Below are 23,868 nucleotides of genomic sequence, written 5' to 3'. Positions count from 1 at the left end.
TTGACTAGATTCTATGGTCATGTTACAATTGAACTGACAAGAATTTATGGTCAATAGAGAGCGGGAACAAACAAATGAGTAAATTTATTCAACTAAACAAGCGCACTGGTGAAACAAAGTCCCACATGAATCAAGCAAGAAAACAGGGACGCATCCCGGCTGTGTTGTATGGGATTGGTAAAGATACTTTGTCATTAGAAGTGAATGAAAAAGAAATGCTGGACATTTTGAAGAAAAATCCACGGGCTATTCTGCAAGGCAAGACATCGGATGAAAAGGTGATTCCGGTCATTGTACAGAATATTCAAAGGGAATCCATGTCGGGCAAATTGTTGCATATTGACTTTCATCATGTGAACATGACTGAAAGCATGGATAGCAAAGTTACAATCCATTTTTCTGGAGAAGCAATTGGTGTGAAATCTGGCGGAGTACTGCAGGTGGAAATGTATGAAGTTAAAGTTCGCTGCATGCCAGGTGATTTGCCGACTTCGATGGAAGTGGATATAAGCGGTCTTGCTTCTGGCGACCAACTTCTCGTTTCCGACCTGAACTTCAAGGATGGAATCGAAGTGCTGACTGATCCGAATACGGTCATGATTCAGATCAGAGCGGTGCATGAGAAAATCGAAGAAACAGCATAGATAAGTAAGCAAAAAACCTTGAGGGCTATCCCATCAAGGTTTTTTGCTGTAAAGATACATAAACCCTGCTCATTCATCCATTCATCTTCATGCGAAAACGACGAGGGGTCTCACCCGTTTGTTTCTTGAACATCTGACAAAAGTAGGACACATTCGGTATGCCGACTTGTTCTGCGATACGATCGAGCGTATAAGAGCTTGTCATCAGCAGATGACAGGCTTCTTGTATTCGGCGCGCGGCCAAATAATCGGTCAGATTCTCCCCGACCTCTCTGCGGAACAACGCCGACAAGTAGGGAGCAGATAAATGCAGATGGTTGGCCAACGTCTGGAGATGGAACGGTAGATGATAGTTTTGTTCCATCCATTCCATGGCAAGCTCAACATGACCGAACGTTCTAGCGCGTACGCCCATTTTGTCAAGATTGCCGTCGCGCCAGTGCTGCTGGAGCACATCTAGAAAACCAAGCACGAACAAGATATGTTGTTCTCCAGCATGGTCTTTCCCCGAATCCTGAGGAGGCAGATGACCCAATCGTAGCAATTGTTGAATCAAAGGATGCTGATTGTCTAGTCCAGTCATAGTTTGAACGTCCCATGCCCGTTTCCATACCATTTGATGAAAATCCATCAATCTTGGGAAGAGGCGTACATAAGGTTGAAGCCAGTTAGGATCATACACGATGAAGGAACGGACGAAGGGCAGCTGATCTGACGCCTGAACAGTAAATTTGTGCAGCTGGAACGGTTGGAAGAACAGCAGGGTGCCCGCAGAAATTTTGAACGTTTTATGGCCTATAACAACTTGACCTTCACCCTGCTCAATGTAATGAAACTCAATTCCTTCATGCAAATGAATGATATTCTTGTACTCGGACCCGCTAGATCGATTATAGGCAAATTGAAAGGGAGTTTGTGTTAAGGATAAATTGTGCAGCGGCTTCATAGACTTGAACCTCTTCCTTTAAGCTTAATATAACAACATTTTATCATAATAGAGGCAAACCTTAAGGTGTGGATTATTAGTAAGATAATTGTTGAACAATTAAACACTAAACTCGCTGAATTAGCCATACGAGAGGAGTAGCACTGTGACTGCATTCAAACCGCCCCTTATCTCGGCACTAATTGGAGCAGGCGGTACTTCACGTATTCTGCATCTGCCTGCTCACCGTAATGTACACAATTCTTCCTTGAAATGGATCATGGATGTAGATTCAGAGAATGCCAAGACGTTAGCCAGAGAATATAATATCCCGAGCTGGACAGGCAATTATGAAGATGTGCTTGCCGATAAGGAAATCGACTGGCTCGATATTTCAACACCCAACAGTACTCATGCTGCCCTATCCATTCAAGCATTGCGCGCCGGCAAGCATGTACTGATCCAGAAGCCGATGGCCACCTCAGTGGAGGAAGCCGAGAAGATGCTTGAAGCAGCCAGGGAGGCAAAGAAAAACCTTAGCGTCTATATGTGCTTCCGAGGGGATCCGGGTGTTCATGCCATTCGTGAGCTTATCCTCTCAGGGGCATTAGGGGGGATTATCTCGATTCGTGGGGCCATGATCTCTGCTGGGGGTTTCTCCTTGAGAAAGGGATGGAGACAACAAGAAGGAAGCGGGGCGTTGGAGCAGCTCGGTACGCATATGATCGATCTGTTTGCTTTCCTCACCGGGAGTATTGAATGGGTCAACGCTGAGATGAACACCTTATATGCGCCGATGGAGGGCGATGATGTAACATTTGCATTACTTGGATTAGGGCTTGGAGTGACAGGAATAATGGAAACCACTTACTGCTCCTTCGTGTCCGCTCATACCCCGATGTATGTGCTTGAAGTCAATGGGACGCAAGGAACGATTCGATATCAATTGGAAACGGGACAAATGACTGTGCAGATGAAGGAAGATGCAGCGATTGGGCCGTATAACTATAAGGCTGGCAGCGGGGTTTCCCATTTTCAATTCGAGCATACATTGGGCGGAGGAGCCGTTCATCATGCCCACCAGCAATTTATCGATAAGCTGACCGATGACCAACCGGATTACAGCGGTGCTGTGCAAGGAATCCGGACACTGCAGGTGATCCGAGCTATTAGAGAGTCCGCTGCTGCAGGCAGGAAGATACATATCGACCCATACCACTAGAAAGGAACATGCGGATCCATGACACCTACAACTCGATTAGTGAAAGACTGGCAGCATATCCATACTAAGATTGAGGAAAACCTTTGGGCGGCGGAAATAGCAAACAAAATCAAAAAGGATACCGACTGGTGGGTTATACATTACGAGGATGATCCTTCTCGAATTGCCGGCTGGGGGCATCATTATTTTTGCAACCTTTGCTTCTCCGCACTCGTGTTCGATCCTGCGAAGCCGAATGAACACAAGTGCAGCCAATGCGGCGCCTTGCGACAAGATGATGAAGCAATGGAAGCGTGGTGCGCCTCGTATCGGAGTAGAGCAGGCTCGTTAGTATTCCAAGCTGCAGCGCTGTTCAATCTTTATGGTGACCAAGCCTATATGGACTTCATCCGCAAGGTGCTCTCCTTCTACAGTGAGCATTTGGATATCTTGAAGGTGCGTACACCAGCTGGCTTCGAAGGGAGGTTCAGCGGCATCAATCTGACAGATGCGGTTGCGATTTGTTGGATGCTGAACGGGATGGAGCTAGTTCGGGAGCAGTTTACTGTTACGGAGCTGGAGCGGTACAAACATCGGTTTTTCCTGCCCATGGCTGAGTTTCTTCACCATAAAACAGGCGGTACACCGAATATATGCTGTTGGATGAAATCAGCGCTTGGAATGATTGGTTTGTTCTTTGATGAACGTGAATGGTGCTTGCGAGCCGCAGATGGCGAGGAAGGGATTGAACGTCAGTTGGCAGAAGGACTTCTGCCGCAAGGCTTTTGGTATGAGAGCTCGTTTCATTATCATTTCTATTGCGCAGAAGGATTAACGTATTATGCTGCTTTTTGCGAGCTGTACGATTATGACTTTTCAGGATTCACAGGTTCCATCCGCAAGATGTACCGATATCCGTTGGAATATGCTTTCCCGAACGGCCAGTTCCCTAGTCCGAACGATGGGTGGCCTTTCCGTTCCTTCGCTAACTATGCCCATCAATATGAATGGATTCGCAACATCTATGATGAAGAGCCGTTTCGTTATGCATTAGCGCAATGCTATGACGAAGCTGAGCATGCAGAGATAAGAAAAGATGGCGATTTTGGTACGAATATCGGCGGACTTCCGCGGCTGTTGTTCGACACGAACTGGCGAAAAGAGCTCGAAGAGAATAACTCGAATTCCATTCACTCATACCAGCCCCCAAAACAGTCGCGTTATGATGAAGATATCCATTATTGCATGCTGCAAAACGAACAAACTAGTGTGTTCCTCAAATACGGGTTCGTGATTCGTGAACACTCCCATGCAGATGTGATGAATTTCGAGCTGTTTGTGCAGGATCAGTTGCTCTCCCGGGATATCTCGAACAGCGGGTATGGCTCCGATCTGTTCCGTGAATGGCAGCGCAAATCGATTGCCCACAACACCGTTATGGTCGATCAGCTTAATCAGCCGAACCGCCCGCACGGTAAGCTGTTAAGCTTCGACGCTGAACGCAACCATTGTCAGGTAGAAGCGGACGAAGTATATCCGGGTGTGACGTTTGGACGTGAATTACAACTGCTGCCGGATCGCCTCCAAGACATATTCACAGTAAGAACGATCGAAAGTGATGTTCAATCTCACACATTTGATTGGTTCTTCCATTGCAGCGGAGAGCTCATATGTGACTTGCCGATGCAGCCTGTGCAAACGCCAGGTGAAGCCGATGGGTACCAACTGATGCAGGAGGTTAAGTGCTGCTCCATTGAGGGTAACTGGGAAATGACCTGGCTGCTTCCAGATAAAAAACTGACTTTGTCGATGGCAGGCTGCCCGGGAACAACTGTCTATACGTTCAAGGGGTTCGAGCATCGCTCTGACTTGCTGCGATGGGGTGTCATGGTGCGCCGTACAGGCAGGGAAGCGGCGTTCAAGGCTGAATATCGATTTGCCCAATCTGCGGTATCACCAATTATTTAGCTATAACATTACTAAGAGGCTGCCGCCCCAAGACGTGGGTCGTCAGCCTCTAATACATTCTGAACTTAGTCGCCGCCTCCACCACCGCCGTCTCCACCGCCTCCGCCATCACTAGAGCCTCCGCTATCATTAGAGCTGCTATCGTGATTATCGTTGTTTTTGTGGCGGCTGCTGCCGTAGCTGCCGCTATCGACATACCCGCCGTCGCTATTGTTACGTCGAGATTTAGCACTTCCTTCCGAACGGCTTGCATTAACAATAAGGGAAATGATTATGATTGCCGCAATGACAATTATTACTATAATTACCATGAAATCCACTCCTTTTTTACTCTGATTGTACCATGTATTGCCCATTGGAGCATACAAAGGCCTGACGGAACTAAACCACCAAAGAACTGAGCTATCGAATAATTATAACTGTAAAAGCTGCAGTTAATTTTAACGTCAATAAGGTGACGAGAGGGATTAGATGTAAAACCTACATCTACTTTTTCCCAATTAAGAAGTATCCGAAAAGTTGCCAGTAATAGATGTAGGTTTTACAGTTAAATTGTAAATATGCCTGTTTTTACGGATATTAGATGTAGGTTTTACAGTTAGTTGAAGTAGTCGAGGATGTCTCTGGCCAATTCGTAACGGACAGCCCGCAGTGCACTCCCACTATAGGCGGGGGTGAGCCAGCCTTTCGAGCACAGTTTATTCAGCATCATAACAGCAGTTCGATGATTGACCTCAAAATGCTGCTCGACATCCTTAGGCCGGATAGGTTGGACAAGTTGGATGGCCAATCGGATGATTTCTTTCTCAGCAAGCTGTGCACGAGCAATGGGCGTCAGTCGGGGATGGTAGCGGCTGAGCACCATACGTAGTAAGGAAATACATAGCTCGGGATGTTTCTCGACATCATCATACGAGAAGGATATAACCTGATATCCCATGGCGTGGAGAAAGGTTTCCCGGTTCAGTTCGTTGCAGTATTTTTGCCGGTCCATGTCACGTACGTGAGAATTGAAGCCTTTGATCTCGATGATTAGTTTAATAAACCCTGGAAGCCAGATGAAATCGGCAAAATAAGACTTCCCTCGCCAGTCGATGATTTCATACTCCGGATGCAGATCGTCCAAATTTCCTCGAAGCATCCACCATATTTTACTTAGAAACATTTTCTCAGCATGACCATGCCCTCTCTCCAGCCTACCGCGCCGCTCACCGGTCCTTCTGCTTAGATGGAAGTGGATGAATGAATCATGCGCGTTGTTGAATGTCATCATGATAACTCCCCCTTAATAAATAGAAAACGCCCCGGCTCCACTCATCAATCAGAATGGATCGGGACGTTCTTCGTCACGTTTTTTAATATAGTTAAACCTGGAGATGACTAGTTTAGTAAAACTTCAATTAATTAGCAGGCAGCTTCTCGCCTTCACTTCTGGTTAGACGGAACATAGGGACCATCACCAGAACACCAAGTACGAAGAACAAGGCTGAAATCTGATAGATAGAGATAATCGAGAAATGCAGCTTCAATTCGCCGGCAAGGCTCATCGTGACGACCATCGCTCCCATGAACAGAGGAGTTAATATTCCGTTCACACGGCCGACAAATGCTTCCTCAGTATTTTTCAATATAATGGTACTGATCCCGATATGCAGTGCGGGCATGAACAGTCCAATCATGAACTCTGCACCCATAGTAAGCCAGAAATGAGTGGACCATCCTATAATTGTAATCCCAATTCCCATGATCCCCATACCTAACATGACAAGGACGTGAGGCGGGATTCGATTCGCCAAGGCCATGGTCAAGCCCCCGCCAATAATCATCGCTGATCCATTCGCTACGAATAACCATTGCAAGTAATCTTCTGTTAATCCAAGGCGATCTGTAACTATAAAGATAGCAAGTGGATGTATGAATCCAAGACCAAGTCCTGCAGTTAGGAAGCCGGCTCCTAGTGTGATCAGAATTTTACGTTTCCACACGTATTGAAAGCCTAGCTTCATATCATTCATCAGTGATGACTGGTTCTCCTCTTTCTCTTCGATCTGATCAGCAGGCAGCAGCATCAGCACTAGAGCTGATAGCAGGAATGAGGCGCCGACTATGGCCATCGAGATGTTGATTCCTAATTGTTGAAAAACAAAGGTTCCAATCACAGGTCCAAGTATCATGAACACGGCCATCATGGTTTGGAATAAGGACATCCCGGCTTGCATCTGCTCTCCAGGCACATGCACCTTGAACAGCTTCATACTGGAAGGCTGGGAGAACTGCGATAAGATGGCTGACACGAGGGTGGCGAAGAAAACTACTTTCCAAGTGCTGAAGAGAAGTGCCATTAAGATAATGAAGATAGATATTGCGCTAAGCAGATCGCACCAGATCATCGTTCGCTTCGGGCGCCAACGGTCTGCGAACGTGCCTCCGATAAAGGAAAAGATAAAGATTGGTGCGAATTCAGCCACAGATATAAGGGCGACAGCTCGGCCATTCCCGTCAGTCATGTCCACTACGAACAGGAGAATGGCGAAGTTTCGGATCCAGATCCCGACTTGCATGAACAAACCTGCAGTCATAATCGCTTGGATGAATCGATTACGCAGCAGCGAAGCCATGGATGGATTAGTTGGTGTTACGGGTGACGACATTTGAATATACCTCTCTACTCTCAAAATAACTGCATTTTACCCTAGACCTATACATGTACGAATCTAATGTAACGAAAGTTTCAAATAATTGCAAGAAAGTGACATTTCGGGTTAACTTTTTTTTCGTGAAACCCCAGACATCAAAGAAGCGTAGAACACTAAAGGAAATGTAACGAGAGGGTGGGGGTCCATGGAAGTCATAAACATGCAGCAGCGTAAGCAACCACAGCTGCCAGAAGGTTTGAAAAAGAAGGTAGGAATTGGAATTATTGGAGTCTTGCTTGCCGGAGCAGCCTATACTTCCTTTTACACCGTTGAGGAGCACGAGACTGCTGCTATTCTTACATTCGGACAATATACAGCCGAAACATCAGCTGGACTTCATTTTAAGTTTCCGTATCCGATCCAGCAAGTAATTAAAGTACCCGCGCTGCAAACGCAACGTATTCAGTTCGGGTATAGGGAGTCTAACGGCAAAATCACACCGGTTCCCGAGGAAGCCCTCATGATTACGGGGGATGAGAATATAGTGTCTGCTGATGCGGTGGTTGAGTGGAACGTTAGTAATGTGCGTCAATACTTGTTTAACATTAAGGAGCCGGAGCAGTTCATAAGAAATGCTACTAGCGCCGCGATTCGATCAGTAATGGGTGAATCGGCACTGGATTATGCCATCACAGATGGGAAGACGGACATTCAAGGAAAAGTGAAGGAACGATTAATTGAAATGCAAGAACGATATGCAACTGGAATTCATGTTCGAGATTTGAAGTTCCAGGATATTGAGCCGCCTGAAGGCAATGTTCAAACCGCATTCAAAGATGTTACCAACGCAAGAGAAGAGAAGAACACCAAGATTAACGTGGCCAATAAGTACGAGAATGATATTATACCAAAGGCACGAGGGGACGCTCAGATGATGATCGAGCAAGCAGAGGGTGCCAAGAAGTCAAGAGTGCTTAATGCACAAGGTGATGTGGCGAAGTTCAATGCCATTTATAATGAATATGTCAACAACAAAGGGATTACAGAAAAAAGGCTTATTCTTGAGACATTAGAGAAAGTGATGCCGAATGCCAAGATCCTGATTACAGACGGCTCAGGAGACACGGTTAATTACTTCCCGGTGAATGAGCTGTTGAGACCAAGCACAGGAGCTGCGGGGACATCAGGCGCTGGAGCTAATGCGACACCGCAAGGAGGAGCAGCCCGATGAAAAAGTTAACGATTCAGAACAAAGTGTTTATCGGAATTATATCTGCTATTGTGGTTATCCTTCTATTTGCTTCCTTGTATGTCGTGAAAGAAGGCGAATATAAAGTCGTGCTCCGATTTGGCGAAGCGGTCCGCATTGAACCCAATCCGGGGTTAGCTTTGAAGATCCCTTTTATCGAGAATGTGACTTCTCTGCCCAAATACCAAATGATATACGACAGTAAGCCGACACCATCACTAACTCGAGACAAAAAACCGCTAGAGGTCGATAACTACACCGTATGGCGCATTAGTGACGCAAGACAATTTCTTAGAACAGCCAAAACCTTGGGCAGCGGAGAGCAGCGTATTGATGCTGCGGTATATAACACCGTTCGAATTAAACTGTCCGAAATCGATTATGGCGATATCATTAGTGAGAAAACACAACGCGGCAACCTGAATGACGATATTACCAAGGATGTAAGAGACGTATTGGCACGGGACAATTACGGAATCGAAATTATTGATGTAAGAATTAAACGAACAGATCTTCCCCCAGAGAACAAGGAAAGTGTATTCAAGCGTATGATCTCGGATCGCCAGTCCATTGCAACCAAATATTTGTCAGAAGGGGACGAAGAGTCCAAGAAGATTATGGCCCGAGCCGACCGCCAAGCAGTCGAGCTGAAAGCAGAAGCGGAAGCTAAAGCGAAACAAATTATGTCAGAAGGCGAGCAGGAAGCAGGGCGTATATACAATGAAGCTTATAGCAAAGATCCGCAATTTTACACCTTATACAGAACGCTGGAAAGCTACCTAACAACGCTGAAGAATGAGCCGGTCATCATGATGCCGATCAATTCGCCTTATGCGAAAATACTGTTAGGGAACTAACCGTAACTTGAATGGAATGGGAATTGGGCAGGTTCATTCGGATTAAAAACCGACTTGAGCCTGCCCATCTCATTTGTGAAGCCTAAAGTGATAAGTTAGGCTGTTGCTATAAAAATTGGAAGTATGGTACTGTTTAATCATTCCCCAACATAAGGAGCACCCCTTGTCTAATGGCTGAATCGATTCAATCCAATAAAAATAAACTTCATTTCGCTCTTTTACTAGCATCAGTATTGTGCACGATTCTGATCGTGATCCGTTTTGCGGTGATGGATGTATGGACATATAGATGGCTCGTTATCCCCAATCTCCTATTAGCATGGATTCCTTACCTGTTATCCGAATGGATCCATATCCTTTATGACCGCAGGCGACGCATGAGCATATGGCTGCTTATTGTTGGACTTGCCTGGCTCTTCTTTTATCCGAACACTTCTTACATATGGACAGATCTCGTGCATCTGAGCTTTTTCAGCCAGTCCAAGGGAACGACGATTCTAAACTATGACTTATTAATTAATATTCTGGCTGCAGCGACAGGCTGGTTGCTTGGGGTGTTTTCCCTTTACCGGCTTCATAGACTTATATATAAGGAACGCGGAGCATGGCAGGCGCATACCTTTGCAATGCTCGTGCTGCTGCTAAGCAGTATTGGTGTCTACCTAGGCCGCTTTTTGCGCTGGAACACGTGGGACTTGCTTGTAAGACCTTTTTCCATAATTGGGGATACATTTTACGCGCTATTGGACAAAGATGCCATGATCTTCATCGCGACCTTCGCGCTAGTCACTGCCACACTTTATTTCATCATGTACAGCTGGAAGCACAGCACACACTAATGATCCAGGTGATCTATCCATGAAGCCTACCTTGTCCTCTTTTCTCAATCGATTCCAGATTCGGCTGCTCTTATTCCTGCTTCTTGTAGGCTCCATACCTTTGATGGTAGCGGCGTTTGTGTTTAATGCGCAATTCACCTCTATTGCCAATCAGGAGCAATACGAGTTCGTGGAGAAATCACATAAACAATTGCTAGAACGAACCAGACTGGAGCTAGAATCCATAAGCCGAGACTTGAAGCAAATCACGGAAGACTATGCGGTTCAGCGGTATGTGAATCGATTCTACTCCCAGTTGGATGCAGCTGAAGAACGACGGCTTCGTGACTATATCGATATGCTGCTCAAGAGACAAATCTCGCAGAACCGTTATTTATTGCAAATGTGCATCTCGACCATGGAAGCCGGTCAAACGATATGTTCTCAAGCGGGTTCAGGACAAATGCCTTTCAACACCATTCATGAGGATAGGGTAAAAGGGCTCATCCCCTTGGCCTCCGAAGCTGGCAGCTTTATCCCCCGAAGTACGGGAAGCCAGAACTTGCTCTCGACTGAACCCATTCTAGATCCCAGAACTAGAAGTGAGCTTGGCTCCGTGCAGGTTCTAATCCCTATCGATCGTATCTTAGCAGACTTGGCAGATAAGCCGTTTGAAGGCTCGCTCACAATTGTCGATCAAGAGAAGCGAACCGTATTTACAACAGGCGGGTGGAAGGGATCCGGGGAGAACAAAGGACTGGTACACTCTCAGACCAAGCTGGAGCTGCCTGAAGGTGAGTGGGCATCATCCATGGATGTTGCTGTTACTACGAATAGTTCCGTTGCGAATATGCGTAATGTATTGATCTGGTTATTCATCCTGCTGGCGATTGTGTCTGTTATCAGTTCGATCTTCTTTGCCCGACATGTGACGAAGCCGCTCCACAACTTAAGAGCCCTTATGAAACGTGCGGAGTTGGGGGATCTCAAGGCGTACTGGATGGTGGAAGGGATAGACGAGTTAAATGACTTGGGGCAAAGCTATAATCAGATGCTCAATCGACTAGAGGAACTGATTAAACAGGTGAAGCTGGAAGAATCGTTGAAGAAGGAAGCGGAGATGGAGGCACTCCAATATCAGTTGAATCCGCATTTCTTGTACAATACTCTCAATACAATCAAGTGGGTCGCCAAGATTCACAAAACCCCACAAATATCGGATGTAGTCAGCGCTCTGGTGCGTCTTCTGCAAGCTAGCTTGGGCAAGAAGGGGGATTTCATCACGATTCGTGAAGAGGCCGCTTTAATCAAGGATTACATGGATATTCAAAGCTTCCGGTATGGAGAGCGGGTCCGAATTGCTTTTGAGATTGATGAGCTTGCTGTAGGCTGCCTTGTGCCCCGCATGATTCTACAGCCGCTTGTGGAGAATGCAATATTGCACGGGATTGAACCTGCTAAGAGAGAAGGAGTGATTACGATTCGTGCCTATCTGGATCGGGACCTGCTGACATGTGAAGTAGAGGATACCGGTGATGGAGTAGCTATGAAGGCGGCAGGTGAATATGAGCCTGAAGCACTGACCAGTACGATGAGAAGAAACTCTCTTGTCCGTGATAGATTAAGCGGAGTGGGCCTTATGCATATTCGTGAGAAAATCAAGCTTTATTACGGTCCGGATTACAAAATGTTCATTATTAACAAACCTGGAAAAGGAACAACAGTCAGGATGTTTCTACCCATTCATCAAAGTGAGGGGGAGATGGGATGAATGTAATTATCGTCGATGATGAACCGATCATTCGCATTGGCTTGCGTTCAATGCTGGATTGGGAAAGCTCAGGGCTTACCTTAATCGGTGAGGCAGAGGATGGTTCTGAAGCATGGAGATTAATTGAAGAGCATAACGTTGACTTGATCATTACGGATCTGCTTATGCCCAGAATGGATGGTCTGGAGCTTCTGCGGAATATTAAACAAAATGATAAAGATGTCATTACCATCGTGCTTAGCTGTCTGGATGATTTCGGTTGGGTGAAGGAAGCAATGAAGCTAGGCGCAAAAGATTATATTCTGAAGCCTACCATGGAACCGGATCAGCTTCTCGAGTTGCTCGTGGAAGCCAAGCGAGAGCTTGCTGCAAGACGGTTCCAGCGCGACCGTGTACTTCAATGGCAGCAAGAACTCGAGCTTACCAAGCAGGCTCAATTGACCGTGAAATTACAAGCCTATCTGGTCCATGAGCAACCGGATGCACAGCTTGAGTCCGAGCTCTTCGGGAAAGAAGGAGCTCCGCTATTCAGTATGCTTCTCTATATGGGACCTGTTCTACTGCCCCTTGATCTGGACTACGAGCAACTTGGCTACTTCTCGGCATTGAGAGTAGAATCAGATCGCTTGCTCCTGCTATATTCAGAAGATTGCCTACAAGGTCCGGATAACAGCAAAGCACAGCAGCTCAGCGCTCAAGTGGAGCATATTCTCCAGGAGAAATCACTGCGGAGCGACTGGTTCATAATGAATGGACCACCTGTACATAATCTGAAAGAATTGAAATTAGCCTTGGCTGAATTCTATCGTCAAATTCATGACCGTTTTTACGGAGGTTCCCGAGACAACGTGCTGTTTAACGACGATCACTCCGCAGTTTCAGGGACATTGTCTCTACCTTATGAACATAGGAATGATTTGTTGCGTTCTATCGTTCATGGCAATATTCATGGTTTTCAATATCTCGCCAGTGAGCTTGGCATGAAGCTGGCAGAGTCAAGAAGACCGGTGAATGAAGTGAAGGCGTTTGTTACCGAGCTGCTTACGACGACAATCATTTATGCCAAAGAGCATGGCTACTCGCAATTGGAAGATTTGGACCGAATGTTGGATCCTGTCACTCATGTGCGTGAGTGCGCATCGATTCAAGAAATCAACCAATTACTTAATCGTGTATATGGGGAACTCGGATTAAGGCGAATAACTCAAGATACAGGCCCATCCCGTACCTCTTCCCCATTCATCCGCAGAGCGATTCAGTTCATGCGCGGACACTATCACCGCAATATAAGCACCGCTGATATTGCGGAGCATGTGAAGCTAAGCCGCAGTTATCTAAGCGACTTGTACAGTAAGGAAACCGGGGAATCCTTAAGTGAAACCCTTATGCTGATTCGGATGGAAGAAGCGAAGAAGAAGCTGCGTTCCGGCGAGATGAAAATATACGAGATAGCAGAAGCCGTCGGCTTCCCGGACGGTAAGACATTCGCCAAGGCTTTCAAGCGAATGGAAGGCTGTTCCCCGAAGGAGTATGAGTCGTCTAACAAATAGACACCTTTTCTAACAAAGAGGTGTCTATTTTTTTATCCTTGAACAGGATACATTTTAAAGATAGAGTTAGCATTAAAGTCATCAAAGGAGGTAGGGTGGATGGAATCCATAGTTCAGATTGATCATCAGGAACCTATTATTCAAGCGATAGGAATCAAACGAACATTCGGTAAAGGAACCGGTGAAGTGACTGCGCTTCGCGGTGCCAATCTTTCAATTCGACCAGGCCGGCTTGTAGCGTTGAGAGGACGCTCAGGTTCAGGGAAAACCACTCTGCTTAATCTGCTTGGAGCACTCGATCGCCCAACAGAAGGAGCCATTTACTTCAATGGGAATGAAATATCGGGATTGTCTGAGAAGCAGCGGGATAACATTCGAAGAAAACATATGGGTCTTATATTCCAATCGTTCGCGCTTGTACCATACATGTCAGCCTATGAGAATGTGGAGTTCGCCCTGCGAATTGCTGGAGTGCCTTCCAAAGATCATCGCAAATTGGCGGAGGAGGCGTTGGATTTCGTAGGACTCAAGCCGCGTATGAAGCATAGACCTTTTGAGCTGTCAGGTGGGGAGCAGCAGCGGGTTGCTATTGCTCGCGCTATCGCTCATCAGCCAAGCTTGATCCTTGCAGACGAACCAACCGCTGAGCTGGACAGCAAGATGGGACTTCAGGTGTTGAAGGTATTCAAGGATCTTGTGTCTCACGGTATGACTATTATACTCACCACTCACGATCCAGCCATTATGGAAATCGTCGATCAAGTATATTCACTGGAGGATGGTATCATTGTTGATGAAGGCTAGGTCTAGCATATGGAGATTGATAGGTGTATGTGTGATTGTAGTGACTACCGCTAGCGCATGTACCATACGTCCGATGGAAGAGGAAGCGCTTAAACCGCCGTTGGTCAAACCCGTTAAGGAAAATTTCGAATTGTATGAAGTGAAGAAAGGGACACTTACCAAACAAATTAGCGCCAGCGCTTCGGTGATCTCCAGTCATATGGAAAGTTTATATTTCAGGGAATCCGGTGCTCGTCTTCAATCCATGGATGTTAAGCTGGGAGATACGATCAAGGCTGGTGATGTAGTAGCCCAACTGGAAAAGGGAGATTTGGATAGCCGAATCCGCCTGCAGCAACTGAATGTAGAGAAGGCCAAGATCGCACTGGAACAAGTGAAGCAGGAACAGCTTGGGAATACATCAGCTTTGCGGCTTAAGATGATTGATGTGGAATCCGCCCAGATCCAACTGGATCTATTGCAGCAGCAGCTTCAGAGGACGAAGCTTGTAAGTGGAATTGAAGGTATCGTTACATATATTGATCCCATTCGCGCAGGGGAACCTGTTACCGCTTTCAAGTCGATCATCACCGTATCCGATCCGAATCAGGTTCAGCTGTTATACGAGAACTCGAATGCTTCTGACCTTGTCGGAGTAACTGTTGGCTTGGAAGTGAAGGTCAAATTCGGCTCTAATCCAGAGGTGCAGGGCAAGGTGCTGCAGACACCATCCACTGCACCGTTTACCGATAATAAGGCTCAGGCAGACAAGAACGCCAAGACAATCATCATCGGAGTAGACAACCTGCAACAAGCGGCGAAGATTGGCAGCTCTGCCAGCATTATTATTGAGACGGATCGGGTCGAGAACGTTCTGGTCATCCCGCGAGTAGGCTTACGTTCCTATCTGGGCAGAGATTATGTTCAAGTTCTGGAAGGGGAAAGTCGGAAAGAGCTGGATGTAGAGAAGGGCTTGCAGACATCAACCGAGGTAGAGATTCGTAAAGGGTTAAAAGAAGGACAGAAAGTCATTCTAAATAACTAAGCTTAGGAAGTGGGTTCCGTGGCCTTATTCATAATGATTCTCCGCAAGATGGCCAAGAACAAGTGGCTGGAGCTCAGTCTCTTGCTTGGACTCATCGTGTCGGTCGCATTGGCAAGCTCCATGCCAATCTATACGAACGCAATCCTCCAGAGGATGTTAATCAAAGATTTGGACAGCATGCAGCAAAGCTCGGGAAGATACGCCGGAAGTAATACTACACTTGTATATTTAGCCACACACGGTACTCCGGAGGAATGGAGGAATGAGCTCCGGAATGCAGATCTTTTCTTTCGGGAACAGCAAACCAAGTTCGGCATCCCATTAATACAATCCTTCATTCAACGAAGTACCATCGGGCATACAATTGAACCTGTCGATCCCTCTCAAGTTGATCCGACCAAACATAGATTCATAGAGCTGACTTCAATTAGCGACATGCAGAATCATATCCGTCTTATCGATGGGCGGCTTCCGGCCAATCAACCGGTTAATGGGGTGTATGAGGTTCTCATTACAGAAGCGGTCATGAACAATATGAAGCTTGTGTTAGGGAATGAATTCGTCATAGTCGAGGATAAAATCAAGAGCTCCATTAAATTCAAGCCAGTTGGGGTATTTGACCGAAAAGACTATACGGACTTATACTGGCGATCCAATCTCAACGAATATAATACAACGTTTTTCATGGATTATTCCTTATTCGAACAAGAAATCACACAAGGATTGAAATTGAATGTTGCCTACTCGACTTGGTTCAACGCTTTGGACTATACGCAGCTTAAGCTGGAGAAACTGGACCAGTTCAGCGCAACTTTAGCCAACATTAAGACATTCATCGGGAATCGGTTCGGAGATCACTACAACAACAGTGTCACAACTCCGGCAGAGAATATTATTAGCGGTTATTACAGTAAAGAAAAGCAGCTGCGCCAGATGCTCTGGTCGCTTAATGTTCCTGTTATGATCCTTCTTGCTTTCTACTTGTTCATGGTGGCCAACCTGATAACAGAGAGACAGAAAACGGAGATTGCTGTACTAAGGAGCCGAGGCGCCAGCAGGCTGCAAATGATAATAAGCTATACGCTTGAAGGCGTATTGCTGGGAGTCATTGCATTAGCAATAGGCCCGATTGTAGGACTCCAACTGACTAAGATTCTTGGGGCATCGAATGGATTCCTGGAGTTTGTGCAGAGGGCAGCGGTTGATGCCAGATTGAGTGAGGAGGCCTATAAGTATGCCCTCGTTGCCGTCTCAGCCTCAGTCCTTATGACGCTCATTCCAGTATTCCAAGCTACGAGGGCTTCAATTGTCGGAGTGAAGCAATCGATCGCCAGGCAGATGAAAATGTCCTTTCTGCATAAGACGTTTATTGATGTTATTCTTTTGGGCGTTTCCATTTACCTGATTCGATCCTTCCATCGCAGGATGAACGATCTGGTTGCTCTAGGACTGGATTCCAAAGATTTGCAGATTGATCCGTTATTGTTCTTGGTACCGGCTTTATTCATGCTTTCGATGGGGCTGCTCATCCTGAGGGTGTATCCGTTATTCTTACGAATCGTCTATGCAGTAGGACGGAAATGGTGGCCGCCTTATATTTACTCTGCACTACTCCAGGTGGGCCGTTCTGCCACTCAATACCAGTTCATTATGCTGTTCCTCATTCTTACGCTGGCAACGGGAATATATAGCTCAAGCGCTGCGCGTACGATGAATCAGAATATTGAGGATACCCTGCGTTATAAGAATGGAGCAGATATTGTGCTTCAGACCCGCTGGGATAATGATGCCCCTCCGCCAGATATGGGAGGCGGCCTCGATAATGCGGCTCCAGCAGCTCCCGTAATCGGTACTCCCAAAAGAGTCCAATTCATCGAGCCGCCATTCATGCCCTTCAGTCAGCTGCCAGGTGTTGAGTCCGCTGCGCGTGTATTTACGAAGACCTCAGGCATTTTCACGTTCGGCAAAGATAATTCACCCATCCAGCTAATGGGTATAGATACGGACGACTTCGGAAAAACAGCTTGGCTGCGAGATGAGCTTCTGGACCATCATTTCTATGAATATTTGAACTTGTTAGCTTCTAATCCGAAGGCTGTGCTCCTATCGAGATCCACCGCTGATCAGTATAATGTGAAAGTCGGGGACATAGTTATGCTCGGCTGGAATGGGATTCGTCAAGCACAGTTCCAAGTATATGGAATCATTGACTATTGGCCGAGCTGGAATCCGAACCCTCCCCAGAATGCGGCTCTGAAAACAACTACGACAACTACGAATACCAGTTCTGGAAAAGCCGCGCCAAAGGTTAAGCTGCCGATGCTGGCAGTGGCTCATCTATCCTATATCCAGAATAACATCGCTCTGGAGCCTTATGATGTATGGTTGAATCTGGACCCAAATGCAGCAAGCAAGCCGCTTTATGAAGCACTTGAGCAGAAGAACATCCCCATTATGCAGCTTAATGATACGAATCAACAATTGATTCGTTCGAAGAATGATCCTTTTCAGCTCGCGATCAACGGTGTGATGACCCTTGGCTTCCTGATCGGGATTGGAATAAGCTTTATCGGATTCCTGCTCTATTGGGTGCTGTCCCTGTTCGGGAGAACGTTGCAATTCGGTGTATTCCGTGCAATGGGATTATCCTTCATGCAGATAATAGGTATGCTTAGCGTAGAACAATTTCTGACTTCGGGAGCTGCTGTTGTGATGGGGGCTGTTACAGGAATCGTGGCGAGCAATCTGTTCGTTCCGTTCTTCCAATTATCGTTCGACCCAAGCACCCAAGTGCCGCCGTTCCAAGTCACCTATCAACTGATGGACCGACTGAATTTATACGGGATGATAGGGATTATGATTGGTCTTTGTCTGTTGATAATTGGATTCATGCTCTCACGTGTGAAAATCCATCAAGCTGTTAAGCTGGGGGAGGACTAGAAATGATTCATTGTGAGAATTTGGTCAAAATTTATAAAGCTTCCGACTTGGAGGTCGTTGCCCTGCAAGGGCTCGATCTGCAGATCGAGCAGGGCGAGCTAACCGCTATCATTGGCAACAGCGGCAGCGGGAAATCAACCCTGCTGAACATGCTGGGCGGATTGGATCGTCCCTCTGCCGGCAATCTGCATGTAGATGGGAAAGATTTGTTGAAGTTCACCGAACGGGATCTGGTCAAATACAAGCGGGAGACAGTGGGATTCGTATGGCAGAACAATGCGCGCAATCTGATCCCCTATCTGACGGCGCTTGAGAATATCGAGCTACCTATCTTGCTGCAGGGCAGAAGAAGGCGTGAGCGGGCGTTGGAGCTGTTGGAGGCGGTGGGGCTAAGCCACCGCTCAAGGAATAAGTTAAGCCAGTTGTCAGGGGGAGAACAGCAGCGGGTAGCAATCGCAATCGCATTGGCGAACAAACCGAAGCTGCTTCTAGCTGACGAACCCACTGGCTCCGTGGATTCGAAGATGGCGAACCAGATCCTTGATCTGTTCCGCCATTTGAACCGCAGCTTCGGACTGACGGTCGTCATCGTAACGCATGACCCTCAGCTGGCCAAAAAGGTAGACCGAGTCGTCGCGATTCGTGACGGGAAAACATCCTCCGAGATGGTGAGACGGCGGTCTTATGCAGAAGAATTGGCTGACTTGGAGCAAGGGATTGCTGAACAAGATAAGGATTCCCACATTGAATATGCAGTGGTGGATAAGGCTGGAAGACTGCAAATCCCTTCCGGTTATCTGGAGTCAATAGGCGCAGAAGGCACCGGACGGGTAAGAGTATCCGTAGAGGACGGCAAGATCGTACTGCTTCCGCCTGATAAGTAAGGAATGAACTTTACACTCCAAATTCCCCCGACTATAATGAAAGAAAATGCTGTAAGCACAGTAGCAATCGGGGGTAAACATTTTGGCAAGTGAGGTACTGACACAGGGACTAAAATGGATTACAGTTGCCGGAACCAGCGTTCTTGAATTATGGGCGGCGATTCCGTTAGGTTTTGCCTTAGGTCTTCACCCCGTCTCAACTGGAGTAATGAGTGCGCTTGGCTCCATCATAAGTGCTTATCTGGTCATCCAAGTAGGAGGTCCTCTGCGCAAGTGGATGGTACGGAGATGGGAGCGGAAGAACAAGGAACAAAGTAAGATGGGGGCAATATGGAACAAATACGGGGTGGTCGGGTTAGGGATAATATCTCCCTTAATAACCGGTGCACCCCTTGGTGCTGTAATCGGGATCTCGTTCGGTGCAACACCTGGCAGACTGCTGCTATGGATGACAATTGGAATTATAATATGGACGGTCATTCTTACGGCTGCTGTTGCTTTAGGGATAGCAGGTTTCATGTCTGTGTAGAACGCCTTTTGTGTAAGATCCTGTGCTGCATAGGGGGAATGTCCATTTGTACGAACACAACCTGGAGAAAAGAAGGATCGAACATGAGGCGATAAAGCTGTTCATTGCCCTGGTCAATGCCCGCTCGGAAGGCCAGGTCCGGTTATTGTATCAACGTGAGCGGCCTGACGCTGTGCTCGAGAATACACGTAATCGAATCAAGCTTGGGGTAGAAATTACTCATCTTTTCTATAACGAGAATGAAGCCAGGCAAATGTTCGGCCGTTCTGTCCAGCAGGATAACGGGCCTGGGAGCTTCGCTATCTTACTAGATGAACTAAACAATCGGATTGCGAGAAAGGAAGCCAAATTTGCACATGTGAAATTGGACTATCCAATCTCATTATTAATACGCAATACTTCGTCGTTATACGGGCTGACTCATTTCATCGCAAATGCTGAGCAAATTGCCCGCTCTCGACATATTTTTCAGGATATCTGGTTATTAACTCGCGACGGTAATCTCGAATGGCATTTATACCGTCTGCCCGATGAGATCAGATAATCCCAACCTTAGGAGGCTTATCTTAGATGACAGTGAGATTAGGATTTATTGGTGTAGGCGGGATGGCTCAGTATCATATCACCAAGCTCAAGCTGGTGCCGCAAGCTCAAATCGTCAGTGTATTCGATGCTAATCCGGAGACAGCGCGTAAAGTGGGGGAAGAGACTGGAGCGCAAGTCATGGATCATGCCGATCAAGTTCTGGATCCCGCACGAATTGACGCCGTGTTCATATGTACACCGCAATTCGCGAGAGATCAATTGGAAGAAACGGCTGCATCCAGAGGAATTCATGTGTTCGCTGAGAAACCGCTAGGCTTGCGTATGGATGTAGTGCGCAGGAAAGAACAGGCGATTCGGGAAGCAGGAATTATTAACTCAGCAGGTTACTGTCTGCGATATTTGGATACAGTGATGAAGGCTAAACTATATTTGCAGAACAAATCGATCCTTATGGTGAATGGATATCGATTCGGAGGCTTGCATCCGTCCAAGTGGTGGCGGAATTTGGAGTTGTCGGGTGGGCATTTCGTGGACACCGCTACCCATCAGGTGGATATGATTCGTTATTTGTGCGGGGAATTTACGGAGATTGATGCCAAATTCGATCAGAGGTTGCTGCAAACCGTTGATCCCGATGCCACTATATACGATACCGGGGTTGCTGCCTTCAAGCTGGAGAGCGGAGTGACGGGTTATGTATCCGACTCTTGCCTGGCTCGCCATTCCGGGCGTGCAGAGGTGGAGGTATACGGTTCGGATTTCTATCTGCAGCTAAGCAAGAACGGAACGGTTCTAACTTTGATCGATGACAAACAGAACATTGTCGAGACGTCAAAGACCGACTTCTATTTGGAGCAAAACCGCACGTTCGTAGAAGCAGTCGCTTCTGGCTCCATGGATGCTATACGCAGCAGTTATGCGGATGCCATGAGAACGCTAGAGGTTACCCTGGCAGCTAACGAGTCTACACTCGTAAGAAGGCCGCTGCCTGTTGGTCAGCCGGATAACAAACTGGAGATTGTTAGTTAAGAGAGTTAGAAAGTAAGAGGGCTTCCCTAGTCAGGGAGGCCCTCTTTATCAATGACCTGCAGTTACCTTTAGTCCTACAATACCGGTTACGATAAGGAAAACGAACATAATGCGGATCAATTCCCGCGACTCGCCGAATATCACCATACCTAGAATGACGGTACCTACTGCACCGATCCCGGTCCAAATCGCGTACGCAGTTCCAAGCGGTAAAGTCTTGAGCGACAAGGAGAGGAAGAAGAAGCTGACAAACATTCCTGCAAGCGTAATAATGCTAGGCCACAGTCTTGTAAATCCATGCGTATATTTCAATCCTACAGCCCATACGATCTCGAACAATCCAGCAATAACTAAAAACACCCATGCCATCACGAACACACTCCTCGAAAAAACCTTTTTGGTTGTTATACCATTCAGGTTGTCATAATCATTATTGTTCTATTCTTGATTCCTTGTTAATCCTGACCAGTACATATTCCAGATTCCAGGCAATCTGGCGCCGAACACGGCAGGTCCGTAATACAGCATCTGAATGAAGGCTCCATCCATCAAACAGTAGTAGGAAGCAATTAAATCCTCCATAGAGGAGTAGTGGATGACTCCACCTGCGATTCCCTCTTCGAAAAGTTTCCTAAGAAGCTCGGTCAGGGAGCTCTCCGCTTCCATGAACTTGGCTTGCAGTTGCTGCTGCAAAGAAGCAGGAGGGAATAATAACGATCGCTTGAGAAAAGTAATCTTCTCCTCACTGAGTGTATAATCGCGGCACGATTGTTCAATAATCTCGAATAATCGTTCTTCCACAGAAGCATGCTCCGATGCTTGCATATACAGCTGGATATGTTGGACATGCTCTCTGACCACATCTTCGAACAGCTCCAGATACAAGGCTTCTTTGCTTTCGATATGCGCGTAGAGGGAGGGAGTCTTAATCCCGACGGCTGAGGCGACCTCCGAAAGAGCTGTTCCTTCATACCCTTGACGGGCGAACAAACCCAATGCGGCGGATTTTATAGGACTTGGCGGCATAAGTTGCAGCTCCTTTTTGCCTAACGAACGTTAGTTAGATTCTGCTTAGTATAGCTCATGTCTAACCAAATGGCAACCTTTATCTTGAGGTTTACTTTTTTACAGAGGGGACAAACTGAATAGGAAGAGGGGGAATGAACGTTGGCTAAAAGCGATGAATTGATCAAATACATTACCCAGCAGGTTGTTACTTATATAGATACACCAGCTGATATTCGCAAGGAGAACCGCAAAGCCTCGCAGGGGCAAAAGGAGCCATGGCAGAGTAAATGGTTCGGCATGGTTCCCTTCGCGATTCACATGTGGCTTACGCAGCGAAAGAAATATTTCCGGGATAAAAAAAGGACACCCCCGTCAACTTAACCGACAAAGGGTGCCAAGGTTCTATAGAGAAGAGGAGGAGAAATAACTAAGGGAAGAAGAAACCGTTGTCCAAAAGCTCCTTAAGCGGGATGTAACGAGCACCTTCCTGCTCTAGCCGAATAAATGGCTGTTCGGAGCCGCTCCATACGGTATAACCTGTTACCGCAAAGGGAGCTGTTATTCGCTTGTTGAACAATTTGGCGACGTAGGCGATAGAAGCTTGTTGTTGTAATGCGCTCTGCAGCTGCCCGAAATCGGCCACTTCAAGGGGGATTCCCTGAAGCCAATACGTATTATGGAAGGGGTCAAAGCTTGGCAGCTCGACTTCCTGTATTAAATCGGATGGCGCTTTGAAAAAAGCAGATGCTGCTGATGAATCCGGGTCAAGCCATTTCGTGAAGCTGTCATCAGCAAGGGGGAGCTGTTCCCCTGTTTTGGCGTCCAAATAATACCTTATAGGCTGACCATCTGCTTGGATCGTAACTTGCCATACAGCATGTAGAGGACTGTAATACAAGCGTTGCAAAGCGGATAGAATATTGGAATTCGCTATGAATTGATCAAACGTATAGGTATCGGGAATAAGTTCTTGCTGCACCAAAGAACGATACAGCGAATTCATACTGAAGAGTGGACTCGGTCCAACTCCGTATTCCGTTAATGACCATTTCCCATCTGGTGTAGCACTAATAACAAGGTACCCAAGCTCTTCTTGCTTACTTGATTGGAGAAGGACAATCCAACCATGCGTACCAGGTCCGAGCGGATATCGGCTCCACACAGCCGTCTTCCAGCTGTTGAACCCTTTTTGGACCGATAAGGAATCAATCCAGCTCTTAACCTGCAGGTTGAACTCATCTTGTTGTTGGATCCCATCACCCTGTGGGAGTGAAGGCGTTGGTTGGGCTTGTTGCCCAGCAACTGGAGAATTTTCTCCATGTGCTTTGTGAGATTGACCGTCCGACTGAAGAGGGACGAAGCCGAGATATAGCGCTGTGCTAAGCGTAAGCGCAGTCACCGCGAGCCGTAGCTTATTCATCGAATCACCTGCCTAGCAGCATATTAAGTAGAGGGCGTTAGAGTGACAGCGGTGTTCTACTAGCT

At 46.8% G+C, this 23,868-nt stretch carries 23 protein-coding genes; 16 read left to right on the top strand and 7 right to left on the bottom strand.

All coding sequences use genetic code 11. From position 1 onward, the window contains the following. Positions 1–74: 74 nt before the first annotated feature. A complete protein-coding gene (locus tag AC58QD_RS31625; protein WP_497339037.1) occupies positions 75–644 on the top strand; it encodes a 50S ribosomal protein L25 in 570 nt (189 codons plus the stop codon). Positions 645–717: 73 nt separating this feature from the next. Here AC58QD_RS31625 and AC58QD_RS31620 read toward each other — a convergent pair whose 3' ends face one another. Next, a complete protein-coding gene (locus AC58QD_RS31620; RefSeq protein ID WP_497339036.1) occupies positions 718–1,590 on the bottom strand; it encodes a helix-turn-helix domain-containing protein in 873 nt (290 codons plus the stop codon). A gap of 145 nt (positions 1,591–1,735) precedes the next feature. On the opposite strand from AC58QD_RS31620, the gene AC58QD_RS31615 reads away from it, so the two are divergent. Continuing rightward, positions 1,736–2,791 carry a Gfo/Idh/MocA family protein gene (locus AC58QD_RS31615; RefSeq protein WP_497339035.1) on the top strand — a complete coding sequence of 352 codons (1,056 nt, stop codon included), beginning with the start codon at positions 1,736–1,738 and terminating at the stop codon, positions 2,789–2,791. Between the two features lie 18 nt (positions 2,792–2,809). After that, the gene (locus AC58QD_RS31610; protein ID WP_497339034.1) at positions 2,810–4,738 is read left to right on the top strand and encodes a heparinase II/III domain-containing protein; all 1,929 of its coding nucleotides are present in this window, start codon (positions 2,810–2,812) and stop codon (positions 4,736–4,738) included. Positions 4,739–4,803: 65 nt separating this feature from the next. Here the strand turns inward: AC58QD_RS31610 and AC58QD_RS31605 are convergent, their stop codons facing one another. The 3 genes from AC58QD_RS31605 to AC58QD_RS31595 form a co-directional block, all read right to left on the bottom strand. Then, a complete protein-coding gene (locus AC58QD_RS31605) occupies positions 4,804–5,049 on the bottom strand; it encodes a hypothetical protein (protein WP_497339033.1) in 246 nt (81 codons plus the stop codon). A gap of 287 nt (positions 5,050–5,336) precedes the next feature. Next, positions 5,337–6,011, bottom strand: coding sequence for a DUF559 domain-containing protein (locus AC58QD_RS31600; protein ID WP_497339032.1), 675 nt, complete (start codon positions 6,009–6,011; stop codon positions 5,337–5,339). Positions 6,012–6,138: 127 nt separating this feature from the next. Further along, complete coding sequence (locus tag AC58QD_RS31595; RefSeq protein WP_497339031.1) at positions 6,139–7,389, bottom strand: MFS transporter; 1,251 nt, start codon at positions 7,387–7,389, stop codon at positions 6,139–6,141. Positions 7,390–7,579: 190 nt separating this feature from the next. Between AC58QD_RS31595 and hflK the strand changes: the two genes are divergently transcribed. From hflK to AC58QD_RS31535, 12 genes are all read left to right on the top strand, one after another. Beyond that, positions 7,580–8,605, top strand: a complete 1,026-nt coding sequence (gene hflK / locus AC58QD_RS31590) for an FtsH protease activity modulator HflK (RefSeq protein WP_497339030.1) — start codon at positions 7,580–7,582, stop codon at positions 8,603–8,605. After that, positions 8,602–9,480 (top strand): protease modulator HflC, encoded by an 879-nt coding sequence (gene hflC / locus AC58QD_RS31585; RefSeq protein WP_497339029.1) that lies wholly within the window; start codon positions 8,602–8,604, stop codon positions 9,478–9,480. Before hflK ends, hflC begins: the two co-directional genes overlap by 4 nt. Before the next feature lie 170 nt (positions 9,481–9,650). Next, complete coding sequence (locus AC58QD_RS31580; protein ID WP_497339028.1) at positions 9,651–10,319, top strand: DUF1361 domain-containing protein; 669 nt, start codon at positions 9,651–9,653, stop codon at positions 10,317–10,319. Positions 10,320–10,338: 19 nt separating this feature from the next. Beyond that, entirely contained in the window at positions 10,339–12,069 is a 1,731-nt protein-coding gene (locus tag AC58QD_RS31575) for a sensor histidine kinase (RefSeq protein WP_497339027.1), read from the top strand. Continuing rightward, positions 12,066–13,619 carry a response regulator gene (locus AC58QD_RS31570; RefSeq protein ID WP_497339026.1) on the top strand — a complete coding sequence of 518 codons (1,554 nt, stop codon included), beginning with the start codon at positions 12,066–12,068 and terminating at the stop codon, positions 13,617–13,619. The genes AC58QD_RS31575 and AC58QD_RS31570 overlap by 4 nt, the downstream gene beginning before the upstream one ends. A gap of 99 nt (positions 13,620–13,718) precedes the next feature. Beyond that, complete coding sequence (locus AC58QD_RS31565; protein WP_497339025.1) at positions 13,719–14,423, top strand: ABC transporter ATP-binding protein; 705 nt, start codon at positions 13,719–13,721, stop codon at positions 14,421–14,423. Continuing rightward, entirely contained in the window at positions 14,413–15,447 is a 1,035-nt protein-coding gene (locus AC58QD_RS31560; protein WP_497339024.1) for an efflux RND transporter periplasmic adaptor subunit, read from the top strand. Before AC58QD_RS31565 ends, AC58QD_RS31560 begins: the two co-directional genes overlap by 11 nt. Before the next feature lie 18 nt (positions 15,448–15,465). Continuing rightward, positions 15,466–18,387 carry an ABC transporter permease gene (locus AC58QD_RS31555; RefSeq protein WP_497339023.1) on the top strand — a complete coding sequence of 974 codons (2,922 nt, stop codon included), beginning with the start codon at positions 15,466–15,468 and terminating at the stop codon, positions 18,385–18,387. 2 nt (positions 18,388–18,389) lie between these two features. Next, positions 18,390–19,271 (top strand): ABC transporter ATP-binding protein, encoded by an 882-nt coding sequence (locus tag AC58QD_RS31550; protein ID WP_497339022.1) that lies wholly within the window; start codon positions 18,390–18,392, stop codon positions 19,269–19,271. 82 nt (positions 19,272–19,353) lie between these two features. Continuing rightward, on the top strand, positions 19,354–19,800 hold the full coding sequence (locus AC58QD_RS31545) for a small multi-drug export protein (RefSeq protein WP_497339021.1): 447 nt from the start codon (positions 19,354–19,356) through the stop codon (positions 19,798–19,800). Between the two features lie 46 nt (positions 19,801–19,846). Then, positions 19,847–20,344, top strand: coding sequence for a hypothetical protein (locus AC58QD_RS31540; protein WP_497339020.1), 498 nt, complete (start codon positions 19,847–19,849; stop codon positions 20,342–20,344). 26 nt (positions 20,345–20,370) lie between these two features. Beyond that, positions 20,371–21,375, top strand: a complete 1,005-nt coding sequence (locus AC58QD_RS31535) for a Gfo/Idh/MocA family protein (protein WP_497339019.1) — start codon at positions 20,371–20,373, stop codon at positions 21,373–21,375. A 48-nt stretch (positions 21,376–21,423) separates the two neighbouring features. On the opposite strand, the gene sugE is transcribed toward AC58QD_RS31535, so the two are convergent. Beyond that, positions 21,424–21,744: a quaternary ammonium compound efflux SMR transporter SugE gene (gene sugE, locus AC58QD_RS31530; protein WP_497339018.1), complete on the bottom strand. Its 321-nt coding sequence runs from the start codon at positions 21,742–21,744 to the stop codon at positions 21,424–21,426. A gap of 69 nt (positions 21,745–21,813) precedes the next feature. After that, positions 21,814–22,401 carry a TetR/AcrR family transcriptional regulator gene (locus tag AC58QD_RS31525; protein WP_497339017.1) on the bottom strand — a complete coding sequence of 196 codons (588 nt, stop codon included), beginning with the start codon at positions 22,399–22,401 and terminating at the stop codon, positions 21,814–21,816. 141 nt (positions 22,402–22,542) lie between these two features. Between AC58QD_RS31525 and AC58QD_RS31520 the strand changes: the two genes are divergently transcribed. Beyond that, positions 22,543–22,764, top strand: coding sequence for a YqzE family protein (locus tag AC58QD_RS31520; RefSeq protein WP_497339016.1), 222 nt, complete (start codon positions 22,543–22,545; stop codon positions 22,762–22,764). 46 nt (positions 22,765–22,810) lie between these two features. On the opposite strand, the gene AC58QD_RS31515 is transcribed toward AC58QD_RS31520, so the two are convergent. Further along, positions 22,811–23,803, bottom strand: coding sequence for a hypothetical protein (locus AC58QD_RS31515; RefSeq protein ID WP_497339015.1), 993 nt, complete (start codon positions 23,801–23,803; stop codon positions 22,811–22,813). Positions 23,804–23,868: the final 65 nt, after the last annotated feature.

It is taken from the genome of Paenibacillus sp. J2R1T-4, from assembly GCF_059692235.1.
This window is presented reverse-complemented; position numbering and strand designations above follow the sequence as displayed.

Excerpts from the sequence above, each read along its gene's own strand:
- AC58QD_RS31610 (WP_497339034.1), top strand. The coding sequence starts at position 2,810 with ATGACACCTACAACTCGATTAGTGAAAGACTGGCAGCATATCCATACT.
- AC58QD_RS31600 (WP_497339032.1), bottom strand. The coding sequence starts at position 6,011 with ATGATGACATTCAACAACGCGCATGATTCATTCATCCACTTCCATCTA.
- AC58QD_RS31560 (WP_497339024.1), top strand. The coding sequence starts at position 14,413 with ATGAAGGCTAGGTCTAGCATATGGAGATTGATAGGTGTATGTGTGATT.
- AC58QD_RS31565 (WP_497339025.1), top strand. The coding sequence starts at position 13,719 with ATGGAATCCATAGTTCAGATTGATCATCAGGAACCTATTATTCAAGCG.
- AC58QD_RS31575 (WP_497339027.1), top strand. The coding sequence starts at position 10,339 with ATGAAGCCTACCTTGTCCTCTTTTCTCAATCGATTCCAGATTCGGCTG.
- AC58QD_RS31535 (WP_497339019.1), top strand. The coding sequence starts at position 20,371 with ATGACAGTGAGATTAGGATTTATTGGTGTAGGCGGGATGGCTCAGTAT.
- hflK (WP_497339030.1), top strand. The coding sequence starts at position 7,580 with ATGGAAGTCATAAACATGCAGCAGCGTAAGCAACCACAGCTGCCAGAA.
- AC58QD_RS31525 (WP_497339017.1), bottom strand. The coding sequence starts at position 22,401 with ATGCCGCCAAGTCCTATAAAATCCGCCGCATTGGGTTTGTTCGCCCGT.
- AC58QD_RS31620 (WP_497339036.1), bottom strand. The coding sequence starts at position 1,590 with ATGAAGCCGCTGCACAATTTATCCTTAACACAAACTCCCTTTCAATTT.
- hflC (WP_497339029.1), top strand. The coding sequence starts at position 8,602 with ATGAAAAAGTTAACGATTCAGAACAAAGTGTTTATCGGAATTATATCT.
- AC58QD_RS31625 (WP_497339037.1), top strand. The coding sequence starts at position 75 with ATGAGTAAATTTATTCAACTAAACAAGCGCACTGGTGAAACAAAGTCC.
- AC58QD_RS31580 (WP_497339028.1), top strand. The coding sequence starts at position 9,651 with ATGGCTGAATCGATTCAATCCAATAAAAATAAACTTCATTTCGCTCTT.
- AC58QD_RS31550 (WP_497339022.1), top strand. The coding sequence starts at position 18,390 with ATGATTCATTGTGAGAATTTGGTCAAAATTTATAAAGCTTCCGACTTG.
- AC58QD_RS31515 (WP_497339015.1), bottom strand. The coding sequence starts at position 23,803 with ATGAATAAGCTACGGCTCGCGGTGACTGCGCTTACGCTTAGCACAGCG.
- sugE (WP_497339018.1), bottom strand. The coding sequence starts at position 21,744 with ATGGCATGGGTGTTTTTAGTTATTGCTGGATTGTTCGAGATCGTATGG.
- AC58QD_RS31605 (WP_497339033.1), bottom strand. The coding sequence starts at position 5,049 with ATGGTAATTATAGTAATAATTGTCATTGCGGCAATCATAATCATTTCC.
- AC58QD_RS31595 (WP_497339031.1), bottom strand. The coding sequence starts at position 7,389 with ATGTCGTCACCCGTAACACCAACTAATCCATCCATGGCTTCGCTGCTG.
- AC58QD_RS31570 (WP_497339026.1), top strand. The coding sequence starts at position 12,066 with ATGAATGTAATTATCGTCGATGATGAACCGATCATTCGCATTGGCTTG.